Annotated in this window: 12 protein-coding genes and 1 pseudogene; 2 read left to right on the forward strand and 11 right to left on the reverse strand. The window is 70.0% G+C overall.

Features of this window, described 5'->3' with window-relative positions; genetic code table 11:
* Positions 1-112 precede the first annotated feature (112 nt).
* Complete coding sequence (locus ACO07Z_RS05935; protein ID WP_307017858.1) at positions 113-808, forward strand: GntR family transcriptional regulator; 696 nt, start codon at positions 113-115, stop codon at positions 806-808.
* 95 nt (positions 809-903) lie between these two features.
* Positions 904-2,313, forward strand: a complete 1,410-nt coding sequence (locus tag ACO07Z_RS05940; protein ID WP_421697823.1) for an FAD-binding oxidoreductase — start codon at positions 904-906, stop codon at positions 2,311-2,313.
* On the opposite strand, the gene ACO07Z_RS05945 is transcribed toward ACO07Z_RS05940, so the two are convergent.
* The 11 genes and pseudogenes from ACO07Z_RS05945 to ACO07Z_RS05995 all read right to left on the reverse strand — a co-directional run bounded on the left by ACO07Z_RS05945 (position 2,310) and on the right by ACO07Z_RS05995 (position 17,078).
* Complete coding sequence (locus ACO07Z_RS05945) at positions 2,310-4,949, reverse strand: DNA-binding protein (RefSeq protein WP_421697824.1); 2,640 nt, start codon at positions 4,947-4,949, stop codon at positions 2,310-2,312. The two genes, ACO07Z_RS05940 and ACO07Z_RS05945, sit on opposite strands and share 4 nt — an antisense overlap.
* On the reverse strand, positions 4,946-6,070 hold the full coding sequence (locus ACO07Z_RS05950) for a metallophosphoesterase family protein (protein WP_421697825.1): 1,125 nt from the start codon (positions 6,068-6,070) through the stop codon (positions 4,946-4,948). The genes ACO07Z_RS05945 and ACO07Z_RS05950 overlap by 4 nt, the downstream gene beginning before the upstream one ends.
* Before the next feature lie 216 nt (positions 6,071-6,286).
* Positions 6,287-7,474, reverse strand: a complete 1,188-nt coding sequence (gene mmsB, locus ACO07Z_RS05955; protein ID WP_307017865.1) for a multiple monosaccharide ABC transporter permease — start codon at positions 7,472-7,474, stop codon at positions 6,287-6,289.
* Positions 7,471-9,021 (reverse strand): multiple monosaccharide ABC transporter ATP-binding protein, encoded by a 1,551-nt coding sequence (gene mmsA, locus ACO07Z_RS05960; protein WP_421697826.1) that lies wholly within the window; start codon positions 9,019-9,021, stop codon positions 7,471-7,473. The genes mmsB and mmsA overlap by 4 nt, the downstream gene beginning before the upstream one ends.
* 65 nt (positions 9,022-9,086) lie before the next feature.
* Positions 9,087-10,157, reverse strand: a complete 1,071-nt coding sequence (chvE, locus tag ACO07Z_RS05965) for a multiple monosaccharide ABC transporter substrate-binding protein (RefSeq protein ID WP_421697827.1) — start codon at positions 10,155-10,157, stop codon at positions 9,087-9,089.
* A 95-nt stretch (positions 10,158-10,252) separates the two neighbouring features.
* Positions 10,253-10,919 (reverse strand): annotated as a pseudogene (locus tag ACO07Z_RS05970) (2-dehydro-3-deoxy-6-phosphogalactonate aldolase).
* Positions 10,916-11,842, reverse strand: coding sequence for a 2-dehydro-3-deoxygalactonokinase (locus ACO07Z_RS05975; RefSeq protein ID WP_421697828.1), 927 nt, complete (start codon positions 11,840-11,842; stop codon positions 10,916-10,918). The pseudogene ACO07Z_RS05970 and the gene ACO07Z_RS05975 overlap by 4 nt, the downstream one beginning before the upstream one ends.
* Complete coding sequence (locus ACO07Z_RS05980) at positions 11,842-12,750, reverse strand: SMP-30/gluconolactonase/LRE family protein (protein ID WP_421697829.1); 909 nt, start codon at positions 12,748-12,750, stop codon at positions 11,842-11,844. The genes ACO07Z_RS05975 and ACO07Z_RS05980 overlap by 1 nt, the downstream gene beginning before the upstream one ends.
* Positions 12,737-14,539: an IlvD/Edd family dehydratase gene (locus ACO07Z_RS05985; RefSeq protein ID WP_421697830.1), complete on the reverse strand. Its 1,803-nt coding sequence runs from the start codon at positions 14,537-14,539 to the stop codon at positions 12,737-12,739. The genes ACO07Z_RS05980 and ACO07Z_RS05985 overlap by 14 nt, the downstream gene beginning before the upstream one ends.
* Positions 14,540-14,556: 17 nt before the next feature.
* The gene (locus ACO07Z_RS05990) at positions 14,557-15,483 is read right to left on the reverse strand and encodes a Gfo/Idh/MocA family protein (RefSeq protein WP_421697831.1); all 927 of its coding nucleotides are present in this window, start codon (positions 15,481-15,483) and stop codon (positions 14,557-14,559) included.
* Positions 15,480-17,078 (reverse strand): aldehyde dehydrogenase (NADP(+)), encoded by a 1,599-nt coding sequence (locus tag ACO07Z_RS05995; RefSeq protein ID WP_421697892.1) that lies wholly within the window; start codon positions 17,076-17,078, stop codon positions 15,480-15,482. The genes ACO07Z_RS05990 and ACO07Z_RS05995 overlap by 4 nt, the downstream gene beginning before the upstream one ends.
* Between the last annotated feature and the right edge of the window lie 4 nt (positions 17,079-17,082).

Genomic DNA, 17,082 nt, shown 5'->3' on the forward strand with positions numbered 1-17,082 from the left:
AGTCGTTCAGCGACGATGGCCTCAAGTTCCGTATGATGGTATACCATAAGACAACCGAGTCAATTGTCATCCCGCGCCGCTCGGGCGACAAGAGGCGGGAACGGAGACAGCCATGGTCGCGACTACCGAATCCAATGCTGCCGGCGAAGAGATGAAGGTCGAGCGCAGCGTGCCGACGCTGCGCAGCCTGACGCTGGAGAAAATGCGCGACGCCATTCTCGATTTCCGCTTCAAGCCCGGCGAGCGGCTGGTGGAGCGCCAGCTGTGCGAAAGGCTGGGGGTCAGCCGCAGCGTGGTGCGCGAGGTGCTGCGCCATCTCGAAGCCGAGGGGCTGGTGGAGACGATTCCCCATCAAGGCCCGGCCGTGACCAAGCCCGACCCGGCGCAGGCGGCGCAGATCTACGAGATCCGCGCGCTGCTGGAGAGCGAGGCGGCGCGGGCCTGCGCGCTCAACGCTCCCGAGGCGGCGATTGCCGAGCTTGGCGGGGTGATCGACGAGATCGACGCCGCCTTTCGCACCGGCAGCCCGCGCGAGGTGCTGCGGCGGACCACGGAATTCTACGAGAAGCTGTTCGTCGCCGCCGGCAAGGAAGTGGCGTGGGATGTGGTGCGCTCGCTCAATGCCCGCATCAACCATCTGCGCTCCATGACCATCGCCCAGCAGGGCCGCCACGCCGACGCCATCGCCGAGATGCGGCGCCTCCATGCCGCGCTGATGCAGCGGGACGGGGAGGGTGCCTATGAGGCGAGCCGCGCCCATGTCGCCACGGTCGCCCGGCTCGCCGGCGCCATCCTCGCCCGCATCTGAGCGCGCCTCGCCCGAACGCGACGGCTTGCCAGCCGTGCCGCGCGCCGGCTATCTCCCCCGGCCCGCGCGAGGGCAGGGGAAGAAGGGCGGCACGCATGGACCCGATCAACCGCGTACTCGGCAGCCTGCCGGCGGAACTCACCGTCACCGACCCGGACGTGGTCGCGCGCTACCTCACCGATTTCCGCCGCTTCCGCACCGGCACCGCCCGCGCCGTGCTGCGCCCGCGCTCCACCGCGGAGGTGCAGGCCATCGTCGCGCTGTGCGCCGAACACCGCGTGCCGCTGGTGCCGCAGGGCGGCAACACCTCCTATTGCGCCGCCGCCACGCCCTCGTCCGAGGGCGGGGAACTGGTGCTGAGCCTGGAACGGCTGAACGCCGTGCGCACGATTGATGCCGCCAATCTCTCGCTCACCGCCGAGGCCGGCTGCGTGCTGAGCGTGGTGCAGGACGCCGCCGACGACGCCGGGCTGATGCTGCCGCTCGACCTCGGCTCGCGCCAGTCCTGCCAGCTGGGCGGAACGCTCTCGACCAATGCCGGCGGCATTTCCGTGCTGAAATACGGCATGGCCCGCGACCTCGTGCTCGGGTTGGAGGCGGTGCTGCCGGACGGGCAGATTCTCGACGTGCTGCAACCGCTGCGCAAGAACAACACCGGCTATGACGTGAAGCAGGTTCTGCTGGGCGCCGAAGGCACGCTCGGCATCATCACCGCCGCCTCGCTGAAGCTGGCGCGCAAGCCGGCGCAGACAGTGACCGCCTTCCTCGCCACCGAGGAGATCGGCGCACTGACCACGCTGCTGGCCCGCGCGCAGGTGCTCACCGGCGAGAACATCACCTCGTTCGAATATGTCTCGCATCACTCCCTCAGCCTTCTGCTCGCCGCCCAGCCGGGGCTGCGGCATCCGCTGGAGACGGCGGCGCCGCATTATGTGCTGATGGAGGCGCAGAGCTGCTCGCCGCTGCTGGGACTTGAGGAGGCGATGGCCGCCTTTCTCGAAGAGGCGATGGGCGAGGGCTGGGTGAGCGACGGCACGCTGGCCAATGGCGGGCAGCAGCGCGACCAGCTGTGGTACTTACGCGAGCATATTCCCGAGGCGGAAGTCGCCAATGGCGGCTCGCTCAAGCACGACATTTCCGTGCCGACCTCGGCGCTGCCGGACTTCATCACGCGAGCCAGCGCGCTGGTGGAAGAGCACGGCGCCGGCGGGCGGCTCTCCATCTATGGCCATGTCGGCGACGGCAATGTGCATTTCAACGTGGTCGCCCCGGGAGCGGAGCCGTCCGTCTACAAGCCGTGGTTCGAGCGCGAGGTGTCGCCGCGCGTTTACGACCTCGCCGTGGCGATGGGCGGGTCCTTCGGGGCCGAATATGGCATCGGCACCGTCAAGCTCGACCTGCTCGATCGCTATGGCAACCCGGCCAAGCTCAGCCTGATGCGGGCGCTGAAAGCCGCGCTCGACCCGGCCAACATCATGAACCCCGGCAAGGTGGTGCGGAACTAGCCGGCGGTGCCGGCGCCGGGCTGCCAGTCGGTCATGGCAAGCACATGGCCGCCCAGCTTCTGGAAGGCGCGCTGGCGGCAGGAAAAGACGATGATCTGCTGGTCGCGCGACTGGCGGTGCAGCGCGTCGAACATGCGCTCGATGCGGTCATCGTCGGAATAGACCAGCGCGTCGTCGAGAATGACCGGCGCCGGCCGGCCGTCGCGGGCGAGCAGACGGGCGAAGGCGAGGCGGGTGAGCACGGAGAGCTGTTCGCGCATGCCCCCGCTCAGCCGCTCCACCTCTTCCTCATGGCCGTTGCGGCGCAGCGTCTGCGGCAGCAGCGTCTTGTCGTCGAAGGTGATGGCGGCATCGTCGAACAACAGGCCGAGCAGCGGCGAGAGTTCGGCCATGACCGGCCTCAGATAGAGATCGCGCGCCTGCGCCCGCGCCACCTCCAGCGCGGTGGCCAGGCGCTGCAGCACCCGCACCTCGGCCTTGAAACCCTCCACGCGGGCGGTGGCGGCGGCGAGCGCCTCTTTCGCCTCGCCCCACATTTCCTCCACCGCCTCATCCGCGCGGGTGCCGATTTGCGCATTGAGCCCGGCGAGGGTCTCGCGCAGCGTCGCCGCTTCCCGGGTCGCGGCCTCCTCCACCGAGCGGGCACGGCGCAGCGCCGCCTCGGCGGCTTCAAGATCGACCGCCCCGGCGCGGTGGCGCTGCACCTGCGCTTCCGCCTCGGTGAACAGGCGTTGCAGCTCGTCGCGCCGGCGCGCCAGTGCGTCCGCGCGTGCCGGGCGGGCGTCCTCCGGGCCGAGCAGGGCCGCGATCTGCGCGTGTTCGGCCTTCAGCCCGGCGAGCGCGGTCTCCGCCTCGACGAACGCCTCGTCGGCGCGGGCGCGCAGCGGCTCGGCCGCCCGCAGCGCCTGCCGGGCGAGGGCGCGCCGCTCTTCCGCCGCTGCGAGGGCGGCGCGCAGCGCGGCGGGGTCGTCCTCGGGCTCGGGCAGCTCCGCGCCGAGCCCGGCCCCGGCGGCCACCTCCTCACGCAGCCGCGCCAGACCTTCCGGCGCGAGCAGAGCGAGGCGGGCCTGCCCCTCGCGCCGCTCGGTCTCGATCTGCTGCGCCCGCATCTGCCGGGCGCGGGCGGCGGCGAGATCCTCCACCCCCAGCGCGGCGAGCAAGGCGCGGTGGCGCGCCTGCGCCTCGGCGAGCTTGCTGTCGGCCGGCGCGGCGCGGTTGGAACGCAGAGTGAGCGTGCCGAGGCCGGGCAGGGTGAGCCGCGCCTGCCCGTCATAGCCGCGCTCCTCGCCCGCGCCCAGCGGCACGGCGTCCATAAGGATGGGAGCGGCGCCGGGTGCGTAGTCGATGGTCACCGACGGCCGCGCCGCCTCCTCCACTGCGCGGCGTTTGGCGATGTCGATTTCCAGCGCCTGCAATTCATCGAGACGGCCGGGCGGAACCTTGGCGAGGGCCAGCGCCGCATCGGCGGCTTCCAGCGCCTGCCGGGCCGCTTCGGCGGCGGCGAGCCGCTCGGCCAGCGCCGCCTGCCGTGTGCGCGCTTCGCGCGCCTTCGATGCGGCGTCGGCACGGGCGAGGCGCTGGCGCGCCGCGTCCTCCGCCGCTTCGGCTGCGATAAGCTCGGCCTGCACCCGTTGCAGTTCCGCCCCGGCGGACTGGCGCCGCGCCACCGCCGCCGCGCGCCGCTGCTCGGCCTCGGCCATCGCCGCCGCATGCGCCTGCGCCGTGGCGAGCACGTTGCGATAGGCGGTGAGTTCGCGCTCGGCGGCGTCGCGGCGCTCAAGCGCCAGCCCGGCCTCGGCCTCGGCGGCGCGCAGCGCCTCGCCCTGCGCCTTGGCGGCGTCGAAAGCGGCCTGCGCACTTTCCACCGCGCGATGCCGCGCCTGCCGCTCCTCCTGCTGCTCCAGCTCGGCGAGCCGCTTGAGCGTCTGCGCGCGCCGGTCCAGCGCCTCGCGCAGCGCCCGCACATCGGTGGCCAGCCGCTGCTCCTGCTCGATCAGCGCGTCGCGGGCGTCGAGCGCGGCGGCGTAGCGCCCGCCCGCCTTGGGCCGGCCGGTGGCGGTGACGAGATCGGCCAGCGCCGCCTGCGTCGCTGCCATGATCTCCGCCATGCGCCGCCCGCCGGTGACGGCCTCGACCTCGCCCTGCACCGATTCCAGCAGGCTGGCGCGCACCTGCTTCTCGCTGTCCTCTTCCGATTTGCTGCGCTTCTCGATGCCGGTGAGCCCCTGCCGCACCCAGAGCAGCCCGGCCGGGCCGGCGGTGCCGCCACGGATCAGCCCGGCGATGAAGGCTTCCGCCTCATCCGCCTGCGCCAGCAGCCGGCCGGTGGCGAGATCGGTGACGCGGGCGAAGCGGCCGCCATAATATTGCTTGGTCAGGCGAAAGCGGCCCGCCCCGGTCGAGATGTCCGCCTCCACCAGCGGGCTGCCGCCGCTATAGGGCCGCAGCCGCTGCACATCGCCCGGCGTGCCGGAATGCGGCTGGAAGAACAGCGCGTGCAGCGCCTCGAAGCTGGTGGACTTGCCGAACTCGTTCACCGCGCACAGCACGTTGACGCCGTCGCCGATGTTCTCGATGGCGACGCCGCGCTGGGCGAAGCGCTTCACATTGAACAGCCGCAGCGCGGAAATCTTCATGGTGCGCTCGCCTGTGCCAGGGAATAGAGCCGGCCGAGAGCGGCGCGGGCAATCTCCCGCTCCTCGGCCGAGCGGGCGAGGTCGCCCGATTCCGCCAGCAGTGCGTCGGCCGCCGCGCGCAGCGCGCCGCCCCGGTCGATGCGGTCGAGATCGTCCGGCGCGCAGGCGGTGGCAAGGCCGGCAGCGTCGAGGTCGAGAAAGGCGAAATCCGGCGCAGCGGTAGCAACGGCGCGCTGCAGCGCCGCCTGCCCTTCCAGCCCGGTGCGGCCGGTGGCGACGAGCCGCGCGAGCGTCTGCCGGCGCACCCGCTCTTCCGGCAGCAGCGCCGCCAGCGCCGCTATCGGGTCGTCGCCCTCCAGCAGATGCAGGTCGAGTTCGCGCCAGGCGAAGCTCGCGGTCGGCAGCGCCTGCACCTCGGGAAGGGCGTCGGCACCGGCGAGGCCGACCGCCAGAGCCGTACCGGGCGCTTCGTGCTTGAAGCGGTCCGGTTCCGGCGTGCCGCTGTAGCGGGTGCGTGGGTCCACCTCCACCGCGCCATGCCAGTCACCGAGCGCGAGATAGGCGAGGCCGGCGCGGCGGGCACGGTCGGGCGCGATCACCTCGCCGGCCACCGCGTCCTCAGAGAAGGAGCGGATGGCGCCATGGGCGAGGCCGAGACGCAGCGTGCCCTCCGGGGTGGGGTGGGCGTCCATCCATTCGGTGAGGTCGCGGCCGGGCCGGCGCGTGGTGCAGGGAGCGGGCAGCAGCACCACGCCCGGGGCGAGTTCGAGCGGCCGGGGCTCGGTGGCGAGGATGACATTATCCGGCGCTTCCGCCTTCAGCGCCGCCCAGAGCGGCGCGGCCTGGAGCGAATCATGATTGCCCGGCAGCAGCACCCAGCGCAGCGGCGCGTGGTGGCGCATCTCCGCCAGCGCCTGCCGCCGCACCTCCGGCGCGGGAGTCTCGGTGTCGAAGCTGTCGCCGGCGAGCAGGATGGTGCCGGCGCCCTGCTCGCGCGCGTGCTGCGCCAGCCGGGCGATCACGCCATGGCGCGCCTCGCGCAGCCGGCCGGGCAGATCGCCGGCGAAATTGCCGAAGCGCTTACCCAGATGCAGGTCGCTGGAATGCAGGAAGCGGAACATGGCGCGCCGGGTGTGACGAGGGATGCGGACAACCGGGGTCCCCCAGCGCGCCGCCCTTGTCAAGCGGCGGGAAGGCGGCCCGGCCGCCCCCAGAGCATTTCACTGTTTCATGGAAACAGTGAAATGCTCTGACTCTTTCTTTTGTCGCGTTTTCTTCACGCGAACCGGTAGCCACTTCGCTCGAAAACGCTCTAAAGGCGACCGGGCGTTGCGCGCTCAGGCGCGGCGCTGGTTGTAGACGTCGAGGCAGACGGCGCCGAGCAGCACCAGCCCCTTGATCACCTGCTGGTAGTCGATGCCGATGCCCAGAATCGACATGCCGTTGTTCATCACGCCCATGATCAGCGCGCCGATGACCGCGCCGCCGACACGCCCGACGCCGCCATAGGCCGAGGCACCGCCGATGAAGCAGGCGGCGATCACGTCCAACTCGAAGCCGAGGCCGGCTTTCGGCGTCGCGGTGTTGAGCCGGGCGGCGAAGACGAGGCCGGCCAACGCCGCCAGCACGCCCATATTGACGAAGGTGAGGAAAGTCAGCCGCTCGGTTTTGATGCCGGAGAGCTTGGCCGCCTTCTCATTGCCGCCGACGGCATAAATCTGCCGGCCAATGGTGGTGCGGGTGGTCACGAAGGCATACAGCGCGATCAGCGCCGTCATGATGACCAGCACATTGGGCAGGCCGCGATGCGAGGCGATGAGATAGGCGAAATAGAGAATGACCGCGAACAGCAGCGCGTTCTTGGCGAGGAAGAAGCCATAGGGCTCGGTGTGGATGTGGTGCGCTTCCTGCCGGGCGCGGCCGCGGAAGTTCAGCCACACCATCGCCAGCGCCAGCGCCGCGCCGATGGCGAGCGAGGTGGGGTAGAGGTTGCCGGCGTCGGGGATGAGTTCCGGGATGAAGCCGGAGGACAGCTTCTGGAAGGTGGGCGGGAAAGGACCGACCGACTGCCCCGCGAGGATCGCCAGCGCCAGCCCCTTGAACACGAGCATGCCGGCCAGGGTGACGATGAAGGACGGGATCTTGAAATAGGCGACCCAATAGCCCTGCGCCGCGCCGATCAGCCCGCCCAAAGCGAGGCAGATCAGCGTCGCCGGGATGAAATGCAGGTCGAACTTCACCATCAGCACCGCCGCCACCGCACCGATGAAGCCGGCCACCGAGCCGACCGACAGGTCGATATGACCGGTGACGATGACCAGCAGCATGCCCAGCGCCATGATGACGATGTAGCTGTTCTGCAGCACGAGATTGGTGAGGTTGAGCGGGCGCAGCAGCGTGCCGTTCGTCACCACCTCGAAAAAGATCATGATGGCGAAGAGCGAGATCAGCATCCCGTATTCGCGCAAATTGTTCTTCAGGAAGCCGGCGTGGCTCGCCTTGTCCTTGAGAGCGGTGTCGCTCATGCCAATGCCTCCATGGGGCGTTGCTCTCCCTTGCGCATGATGGCGCGCATGATCTTTTCCTGCGAGGCCTCCGCGCCGGGGAACTCGCCGACAAAGGCGCCCTCGTTCATCACGCAGATGCGGTCGCAGATGCCGAGCAGTTCCGGCATCTCGGAGGAGATCACCACCACGCCCTTGCCGGCATCCGCCAGCTCGTTGATGATGCAATAGATTTCATATTTGGCGCCGACATCGATGCCGCGCGTCGGCTCGTCGAGGATCAGCACCTTGGGGTCGGTGAACAGCCATTTCGACAGCACCACCTTCTGCTGGTTGCCGCCGGAGAGCTTGCCGGTTTCCTGATAGACGCTGTGGCAACGTATGCGCATGCGGGCGCGGTAGTCGGAGGCGACGCGCAGCTCCTTCAGATCGTCGATCACCCGGCCCGGCGCGACGGCGGGCAGATTGGCGAGAGTGACGTTCTTGCGGATGTCCTCGGCCAGCAGAAGGCCGAGCTGCTTGCGGTCCTCGGTGACATAGGCGAGGCCGGCATCGATGGCGCGGCGCACGGTGGAGAGGTCCGCCGGCTGGCCCTCCATCTCCGCCCTTCCGCTGATCTTCTGGCCCCAGGAGCGGCCGAAAATGCTCATGGCGAATTCGGTGCGGCCGGCGCCCATCAGCCCGGCAATGCCGACGATCTCGCCGCGCCGGACCTCGAAATCGACATTCTTGATCACCTGCCGCTCGGAATGCAGGGGGTGATAGGCCGACCAGTTCGTCACCTTGAAGATCGGCCCGCCAATATCAGGCTCGCGCTTGGGGTAGCGGTGTTCGAGGTCGCGATCGACCATCTTGGAGATGATGCGGTCTTCCTCCACCGCGCCGTCATGGCAGTCGAGCGTGTCGACGGTGCGCCCGTCGCGCAGCACGGTGATGCGGTCGGCGACCTTGGAGACCTCGTTGAGCTTGTGCGAGATGAGGATGGAGGCGATGCCTTGCGCCTTGAATTCCAGCAACAGGTCGAGCAGCGCGGCGCTGTCCTTTTCCGACAGGCTGGCGGTGGGCTCGTCGAGGATCAGCAGGCGCACCTTCTTCGACAGCGCCTTGGCGATCTCCACCAGCTGCTGCTTGCCCACCCCGATATTGGTCACCAGCGTGTCCGGGGATTCGTCGAGCCCGACCTTGGCCAGCAGTTCCTTGGTGCGCCGGTGGACCGCGCCGCGGTCGATGACGCCGAAGCGGCCGGGCGGATTGGCGATGAAGATGTTCTCAGCGATGGAGAGCAGCGGAACCAGCGCCAGCTCCTGGTGGATGATGATGATGCCCAGCGCTTCCGAGTCGGTGATGTCGCTGAAGCGGCGCTCCTCGCCGTCGAAGACGATGGCGCCCTCATAGGAACCGTGCGGGTAGACCCCGCTCAGCACCTTCATCAGCGTCGACTTGCCCGCGCCGTTCTCGCCGACAAGGGCATGGATCTCGCCGGGCCGGACGGCGAAGGTGACATCGCTCAGCGCCCGCACACCCGCGAAGTGCTTGCTGATGCCCTGCATTTCCAGAAGAGCGTTCATGGATCGGTCCAAAGGCCGGGGCCGCGCCGGCGGGGTGCCGGCGCGGCGTTCGGCGGGTAGGGGGATCAGTTGATCTGGCCGGGCTTGTAGTAGCCGGAGCCGATCAGCACGGCTTCCCAGTTGCCCTTGTCGACGACGACGGGCTTGAGCAGGTAGGACGGCACGACCTTGACGCCGTTATTGTAGGTCTTGGTGTCGTTGACGGTCGGCTCCTTGCCGGACAGGGTGGCGTCGACCATGTCGGCCGTCACCTTGGCGAGTTCGCGCGTGTCCTTGAAGATGGTGGAGTACTGCTCGCCGGCGAGGATCGACTTCATCGACGGGACTTCCGCGTCCTGGCCGGTGACGACGGGCATCTTCATCTTGCCGGAGCCATAGCCGACGCCCTTGAGCGAGGACAGGATGCCGATGGACAGGCCGTCATAGGGCGAGAGCACGCCGTTGAGCGTCTTGTCGGAGTAGTAGGCGCTGAGCAGATTGTCCATGCGGGCCTGGGCGGTGGCGCCGTCCCAGCGCAGGGTCGAGACCTTGTCCATGCCCATCTGGCCGGAAGCGACCTTGAGCGTGCCGTTGTCGATCAGCGGCTTCAGCACCGACATGGCGCCGTCGTAGAAGAAGTAGGCGTTGTTGTCGTCCGGCGAGCCGCCGAACAGCTCGATGTTGAACGGGCCCTTGTTCTCGGGATAGCCGAGGCCCTTGAGCAGCGACTGCGCCTGCAGCACGCCGACCTGGAAATTGTCGAAGGTCGCGTAATAGTCGACATTCGGCGTCTCGCGGATCAGGCGGTCATAGGCGATGACCTTGATGCCCTTGTCATGCGCCTGCTTCAGCACGTCCGACAGGGTGGTGCCGTCGATGGAGGCGATCACCAGCACCTTGGCGCCCTTGGTCACCATGTTCTCGATCTGCGAGAGCTGGTTGGGGATGTCGTCCTCGGCATATTGCAGATCGGTGTTGTAGCCGCGCTCCTTGAGCACCTTCACCATGTTGTCGCCGTCGGCGATCCAGCGGGCGGAGGATTTGGTGGGCATGGCGATGCCGACCGTGCCCTTGTCCGCCGCCGAAGCGGGGAGGGCGAGGGCCAGCGCGCCCAGCGCGAAGGCGGTTGCGGAGAAAAGCGTCGTCAGGCGTTTCATCGTCAGCTCCTTGAGCGTTTCAACTCGGGTGTTTTCAACGGCCGCCTTGGGCGGTCCGGATTTTTGGCGGGGAAGCCCGCAGGAAGGCGCGCGGGTCATCCGCTGCCTCGTGTCTCGGTCGGAAAGGCCGCGTCATAGGCCGCGACCATGGCCCGCGCCTTCGCCCGCACCTCGGCGGCGGTGGCGCCGGGCCGGTACAGGCTGGAGCCGAGGCCGAAGGTGCGGATGCCGGCGCGGGCATAGGCGGCGAACTCCTCTTCGCCGACACCGCCCACCGCGCCGACCACCGTGCCCGGCGGCAGCACCACGGCAATCGCCTGAATGATCGACGGCCCGAGCAGATTGGCGGGGAAGAATTTGAGCCCCGAAGCCCCGGCCTTCAGCGCGGCGAACGCTTCCGTCGGGGTCAGCACGCCGGGCATCGTCACCATGCCGTGGCGCGCGGCACGGGCGATCACCTGCGGATCGACATTCGGGCTCACCATCAGCCGCCCCCCCGGCATAGTTGAGCAGGTCGACCTCCTCCACGCTGAGCACCGTGCCGGCGCCGATGAGCACGCCCTTTGGGGCGAGGCGCGCGGCGGTCTCGATGGAGGCGAAGGGGTCCGGCGAGTTGAGCGGGATCTCGATCGCCTCCAGCCCTTCCTCGATCAGCGCGCCGACAATGGCTTCCGCCTCCTCCGGCCGCAGGCCGCGCAGGATGGCCACCAGCCCGCGCCGCAGCTGCGGCCAGGGCACGCGGGGAGCGAAGGGGGCGTTCATGCGGTGATCCTTTCCAGCCGGAACGCCTTGAGGGCGGCGGCGTGCAGCCCGGCGCGCACGCAGTCCTCGGCGTCGTGAAGGGTGACGGCGGCGAAACCGGCGCGTGCCAGCGCCGTGCGGTAGAGCGCCGCCGCCGCGCCGGAGGCGATGAGCGCGACCGGGCTGGCGCCGGCAAAGTGCCGCGCACCCGCCAGCTCCGCGCCGATGAGCAGGCCGGACAGCCGCGCCAGCGTCGCCTCCGGCGACGTGCCGTCCAGCAACCAGCCGGCGCGCAGGCGGAACAGGTCGCGGCCGAGCAGCTCCGGCGCGGCGAGGCCGTTATCGACGCCCTGCGCGAAAGCCTCGGAGTCCGGGTCCACCGCCGCCGCCCCGTCCACCGCCGGCGCGACGACGGAGGCGCTGCGCAGCAAATGGAACAGTTCGCCGGTGAGAAAGGTGGCGAAGCCAGCGACCGTGCCGCCTTCCACCCGCACCCATTTGCAATGGGTGCCGGGCAGGCAGGCGACGCCGTGGAAGCCGTCGCGGATCAGCGGCAGCAGCTGGGTCTCCTCGCCGCGCATCACGTCGGCCCCCGCCGCGCCGCGCTGGGCGATGCCGGGCAGGATGCGGATGAGCCGCCGCGCGGAAGGCACATGCGCCGCCTTCTCGGTCAGCCCGTCCAGCCCGGCGGGGGTGGCGACATAGGCCGCCTCCACCCAGCCGGCGCGCGAGCCGACCATGCCGCACATCATGACCGGCACGCGGTCCGCTATGCCCAGCACGTCGAGATGGGCGTCGAGCACGCGCTCGAAGCCCTCAGTGCCCGACGCCGCCAGCCCCTGCGTGCTGCGCCGCTCGGCCAGCACCGCGCCGTCGCGGTCCAGCGCCCAAAGGCGGAAGCTCGACGTGCCCCAGTCGACGACGATGTGCGAGACGCCGCCCATCACCGCGCCCCCAGAAGGACGCGCGGCTCGGCGCGGCCGGTGGCGCCGATGTCGAGGAGGAAGGTGCGGCCATGCTCCGGGTCCGCCGCGCGGGCGTCCGCATCCATGTGCTGCCAGGCGGAGGTGACGAGCACGCGGTCGAAACCCGGCCCGACAAAGACCGGGCAGCTGGTCTGGTGCGCCGGGGTGGGCACGCTGCGGACGAGATCGCCCGCCGGGGAATAGGCGTTGAGCCGCCCCCCGCCCCAGATGGCGCACCAGATCAGCCCCTCGGCATCGGTGACGGCACCGTCCAGCCCGCCTTCACCCGGATGCCGATGCAGCAGGGTCGGGGCTTCCAGCGGCAGGCCGGATCCGGGATCGAGCCGCACCCGGTAGAGTTCGCCAATCGCCGTGTCGGCGAAATAGCCGAGCGACCCATCGGGCGAAAAGCAGATGGCGTTGGGAATGGTGACGGCGGGAAAAAGCGGGATCACCGCGCCGGCATGGAAGGCATAGACGGTGCCGGCGCCGGTCTCCGCGTTGCGGCCCATGGTGCTGAACCAGAAGGTGCCGGAGGGGTGGACGCGGGCGTCGTTGGAACGGGTGCCGGCCTTGTCCGCCTCCACAGGGACGAGCGTTTCCAGCCGGCCCGAAGCGACATCGCGCAGCATCAGCCCGGCCTCGGTGACGAGCAGCTGGCGCTCGGCATCGACAACCGCCAGCGCGCTCGCCATGACCGGCAACGTATGCACGGCGATATCGCCGGTCGCGAGCCGCGCCTCATAGAGCCGCTTCTCCACGATGTCGAACCACCAGGCGGTGTCGCGCGCGGCGTCATAGGCCGGGCCCTCGCCGAGATGGCAGCGCTCGGCGCAGATGAGGGTGCTGGAGGTTGCCTCGGGAGCGGGCGCGCTAATGGTTGTCACGCGGCATCCCCTTGGTCTGGGCGATGCGCTGGTAGCGCACGGCGTTTTCCAGCACGGCGCCGGTTTCCAGCTGGCCGACCAACCCGCGCTGGATTTCCTGCCACGGCGTCTGGCTGGCGGGGTAGGCATAGCCGCCGGCCGCGTCCAGCTCGGCGCGGCGGCGGGCAAGTTCCTCCTCCGCCACCAGCATGTTGGCGCTGTTGCGCTTCAGATCGATGCGCACCCGGTCGCCGGTGCGCAGCAAAGCGAGGCCGCCGCCGACCGCCGCCTCGGGCGAAGCGTTAAGGATGGAGGGCGATCCCGACGTGCCGGACTGGCGCCCGTCGCCGATGCAGGGCAGGGCATGCACGCCGGCCTTGATGAGGTAGTCCGGCGCGCGCATGTTCACCACTTCCGCCGCGCCGGGATAGCCGATGGGGCCGGCGCCGCGCATGAACAGGATGCAGCCATCGTCAATGGCAAGTGCGGGGTCGTCGATGCGGGCGTGGTAGTCTTCCGGCCCGTCGAACACGATTGCGCGGCCCTCGAAAGCGTCCGGGTCGTCCGGGTTGGAGAGGTAGCGCACGCGGAATTCCGCGCTGATGACGCTGGTCTTCATGATGGCGGAAGAGAACAGATTGCCGCGCAGCACGCGGAAGCCGGCCTTTTCCTTCAGCGGTTGGTCATAGGGGCGGATCACCGCCTCGTCCTGAATGCCGGCGCCGGCGCAGTTGGCGCCGAGCGAGCGCCCGTTCACGGTGAGCGCGTCCTCGGCGATGAGGCCCTGGCCCATCAACTGGTTGACCACCGCCGGCACGCCGCCGGCATGGTAATAGTCCTCGCCGAGATATTCGCCGGCGGGCTGGAGATTGACCAGCAGCGGCACCTCCTCGCCATAGGTCTGCCAGTCGTCGATGGAGAGTTCCACCCCGACATGGCGGGCGAGCGCGTTGAGATGGATCGGCGCGTTGGTCGAGCCGCCAATGGCGGAATTCACCCGGATGGCGTTGAGGAAGGCGTCGCGGGTGAGGATGTCGGAGGGTTTAAGATCCTCATGCACCATCTCGACGATGCGCAGGCCGGTGCGGTAGGCGATTTCCTGCCGGTCGCGATAGGGGGCGGGGATGGCGGCGGAACCCGGCAGCTGCATGCCCAGCGCCTCGGCGAGCGAGTTCATCGTCGTCGCCGTGCCCATGGTGTTGCAATAGCCGGTGGAAGGGGCGGAGGACGCCACCAGCTTGACGAAGCCGGCATGGTCGATCTCGCCGGCCGCCAGCAATTCGCGCGCCTTCCACACGATGGTGCCGGAGCCGGTGCGCGCGCCCTTGTACCAGCCGTTCAGCATCGGCCCGACCGAGAGCGCGATGGCGGGAATGTTCACCGTCGCCGCCGCCATCAGCAGCGCCGGGGTGGTCTTGTCGCAGCCGATGGTGAGCACCACGCCGTCGAGCGGGTAGCCATAGAGCACCTCGACCAGGCCGAGATAGGCGAGGTTGCGGTCGAGCCCGGCGGTGGGGCGCTTGCCGGTTTCCTGGATGGGATGGACGGGGAATTCGATGGCGATGCCGCCGGCCTCGCGAATGCCGTCGCGTACCCGCTTGGCGAGTTCGAGATGGTGGCGGTTGCAGGGGGAGAGGTCCGAGCCGGTCTGGGCGATGCCGATGATCGGGCGGCCGCTCTGCAATTCGTCCTGGCTGAGCCCGAAATTGAGGTAGCGCTCCAGATAGAGCGCGGTCATGTCGATATTGTCGGGGTTGTCGAACCAGGCGCGGGAGCGCAGGGGCCGGTTGCTTTTGCTGGCTTTGTCCATGCGTCTCTCCTTAAGGCTCAGTCATGGAATGGCGCGACGTCAACGCGCCGACCCAGCAGGAAGGCGTCGGCGACCAGTTGCAGCGGGGCGAGGTCGACATCCGACCCCCCCGTCTGAACCAGTTCGACGAAGCGTTTGTAGATGTTGCGATATTCCGCCTCGGTCTGCGCGCTCAGCACCTGGCCGTCGAGCGAGAGTTCGGCCCCGCCCTTGGCGAGCAGCAGCGTGCCGCGGTCGGTGTCGACCTCGATGTCCCAGCTCTGCGGCCCGGTCTGCAGGAAATCGAGATCGGCCTCTACCTTCAGCCCGTGCGCATCCGCGAAAGAGACGGTGGCGGCGATGGGCGCGGCACAGTTGGAGGGGAAGGAAAGCTCCGCGCCGGTGACGAACACCGGGCGCGGCAGAATCCGCGTGAGGATCGACAGCGCGTTGATGGCAGGGTCGAACACGCCGAGCCCGCCCGGCTCCCAGATCCAGCGCTGGCCGGGATGCCAGACGCGCACATCCTCCTTCCACGTCACCCGCACCGCGCGCGGCGCCACCTCGGCGAGGAAGGCGCGGGCCGGTTCCACCGCCGGGGCGAAGCGCGAATGCCAGGTGGCGAACAAAGTGCGGCCGGACACCTGCGCCGCGGCGACCAGCGGGCCGAGCTCGCTCACCGTGGCGCCGGGCGGCTTTTCCAGCAGCACATGCTTGCCGGCGGCAAGCGCCCGCGCCGCCAGGTCGTGCCGGCCCTGCGGCGGGGTGCAGAGCGCCACCGCGTCGATCGGCTCGCCGCTCGCCAGCAGATCGGTGAGCGTGGCGAAATGGGCGACGCCGTCGAGCGAGGCGTTGCGGCTGGCTACCGCCACCAGCTCGATACCCTCCGTGGCGGCGATGGCGGGGAGGTGCTGGTCGCGGGCGATCTTGCCGAGGCCGACAAGGGCGAGGCGGATCGGGCTCATGGGCGGGCCTCCCCGGGGAGTGCGGGCGTGCCGTCGACAAGGCGCGGCAGGCCGAGCGGATTGCCCGTCTGCACGGCGGCGGGCAGCAGCGCTTCCGGCAGGTCCTGGTAGCAGATCGGGCGCAGGAAGCGGCGGATGGCGAGCGTGCCGACCGAGGTGGAGCGCGGGTCGGAGGTGGCGGGGAACGGCCCGCCATGCACCATGGCGTGGCAGACCTCCACCCCCGTCGGCCAGCCATTGGCGAGAATGCGCCCGGCCTTGTCCTCCAGCACCGGCAGCAGCCGGGCGGCGAGGGCGTGGTCGGCGGCGTCCAGTTGCAGCGTCGCGGTGAGCTGGCCTTCCAGCGCCCCGGCCACCGCCGCCATGTCCGCCTCATCGGCGCAGCGGATCACCAGCGAGGAGGCGCCGAACACTTCGTGCGACAGCACCGGCTCGCGCAGGAAGTGTTCGGCGTCGGTCACGAACAGCGCCGGGCGGCAGGCATTGACGCCGCCCTCGCCGCCATGGGCGAGCTCGCTGACATCAGGCTGCTCCGCCAGCGCCGCGACGCCCTTGGCATAGGCGCCGGCAATGCCCGGGGTGAGCATGGTCGCGGCAGGGGCGGCGGAAACCGCCGTGGCGGCGGCCGCGATGAAGCGGTCGAGCGCCGGGCCGGCCATCGCGATGACAAGGCCCGGATTGGTGCAGAACTGGCCGGCGCCCATGGTGAGCGAGCCGACGAAGCCGGTGGCCAGCGCCTCGGCGCGGGCTTCCAGCGCGGCGGGAAGCAGGAACACCGGGTTGATGCTGCTCATCTCGGCGAAGACCGGGATCGGCTCGGGCCGGTTGGCGGCGATGCGGCACAGAGCGAGGCCGCCGCCGCGCGAGCCGGTGAAGCCCACCGCCTTGACGCGCGGATCGGCCACCAGCGCGGAGCCGAGTTCATGCGACGTGCCGGTGAGCAGCGAGAACACGCCTTCCGGCAGCCCGGCCTCGGCCACCGCCGCGCGGATGGCGCGGCCGACCAGTTCCGATGTGCCGGGATGGGCGGGATGACCCTTGACGATGACCGGGCAGCCCGCCGCCAGCGCCGAGGCGGTGTCGCCGCCGGCGACGGAGAAGGCCAGGGGGAAGTTCGAGGCGCCGAACACCGCCACCGGCCCGAGGCCGATATGGCGCATCCGCAGATCGGCGCGCGGCAGCGGCGTGCGGTCGGGCAGGGCGCTGTCGAGGCGCGGCTCGTCGGCCCCGCCCGCCCTCACCCAGCTGGCGAACAGCCGGAGCTGGCCGGTGGTGCGGGCGCGCTCGCCGTTCAGCCGGGCGACCGGCAGGCCGGTCTCGCGCGCGGCACGGGCGATCAGCGTGTCGCCCAACGCCTCGATGTTGGTGGCGATGGCGTCGAGAAAGGCCGCGCGCGCCTCCGGCGTCGTGGCGCGGTAGAGCGGGTAAGCCTGCGCCGCCAACGCCGCCGCCTGCGCCACCTCGGCCGGGCCGGCGTTGAGGAAGGCCGGCTCCAGCGTAGTGCCGGTAGCGGGATCGATGGCCTGGAACGTCGCCGCGCCGGTGAGGTCGCGGGACCCGAGAAGAGCGGCTCCGGTAAGCTCGGTCATGGCCATCGCG

Origin of the sequence: Ancylobacter sp. (assembly GCF_965229075.1) — a bacterium.
Lineage (GTDB): Bacteria > Pseudomonadota > Alphaproteobacteria > Rhizobiales > Xanthobacteraceae > Ancylobacter.

Coding starts and splice junctions, on each gene's coding strand:
- ACO07Z_RS05935 (WP_307017858.1), top strand. CDS start 113: ATGGTCGCGACTACCGAATCCAATGCTGCCGGCGAAGAGATGAAGGTC.
- ACO07Z_RS05940 (WP_421697823.1), top strand. CDS start 904: ATGGACCCGATCAACCGCGTACTCGGCAGCCTGCCGGCGGAACTCACC.
- ACO07Z_RS05945 (WP_421697824.1), bottom strand. CDS start 4,949: ATGAAGATTTCCGCGCTGCGGCTGTTCAATGTGAAGCGCTTCGCCCAG.
- ACO07Z_RS05950 (WP_421697825.1), bottom strand. CDS start 6,070: ATGTTCCGCTTCCTGCATTCCAGCGACCTGCATCTGGGTAAGCGCTTC.
- mmsB (WP_307017865.1), bottom strand. CDS start 7,474: ATGAGCGACACCGCTCTCAAGGACAAGGCGAGCCACGCCGGCTTCCTG.
- mmsA (WP_421697826.1), bottom strand. CDS start 9,021: ATGAACGCTCTTCTGGAAATGCAGGGCATCAGCAAGCACTTCGCGGGT.
- chvE (WP_421697827.1), bottom strand. CDS start 10,157: ATGAAACGCCTGACGACGCTTTTCTCCGCAACCGCCTTCGCGCTGGGC.
- ACO07Z_RS05975 (WP_421697828.1), bottom strand. CDS start 11,842: ATGGGCGGCGTCTCGCACATCGTCGTCGACTGGGGCACGTCGAGCTTC.
- ACO07Z_RS05985 (WP_421697830.1), bottom strand. CDS start 14,539: ATGGACAAAGCCAGCAAAAGCAACCGGCCCCTGCGCTCCCGCGCCTGG.
- ACO07Z_RS05990 (WP_421697831.1), bottom strand. CDS start 15,483: ATGAGCCCGATCCGCCTCGCCCTTGTCGGCCTCGGCAAGATCGCCCGC.
- ACO07Z_RS05995 (WP_421697892.1), bottom strand. CDS start 17,078: ATGGCCATGACCGAGCTTACCGGAGCCGCTCTTCTCGGGTCCCGCGAC.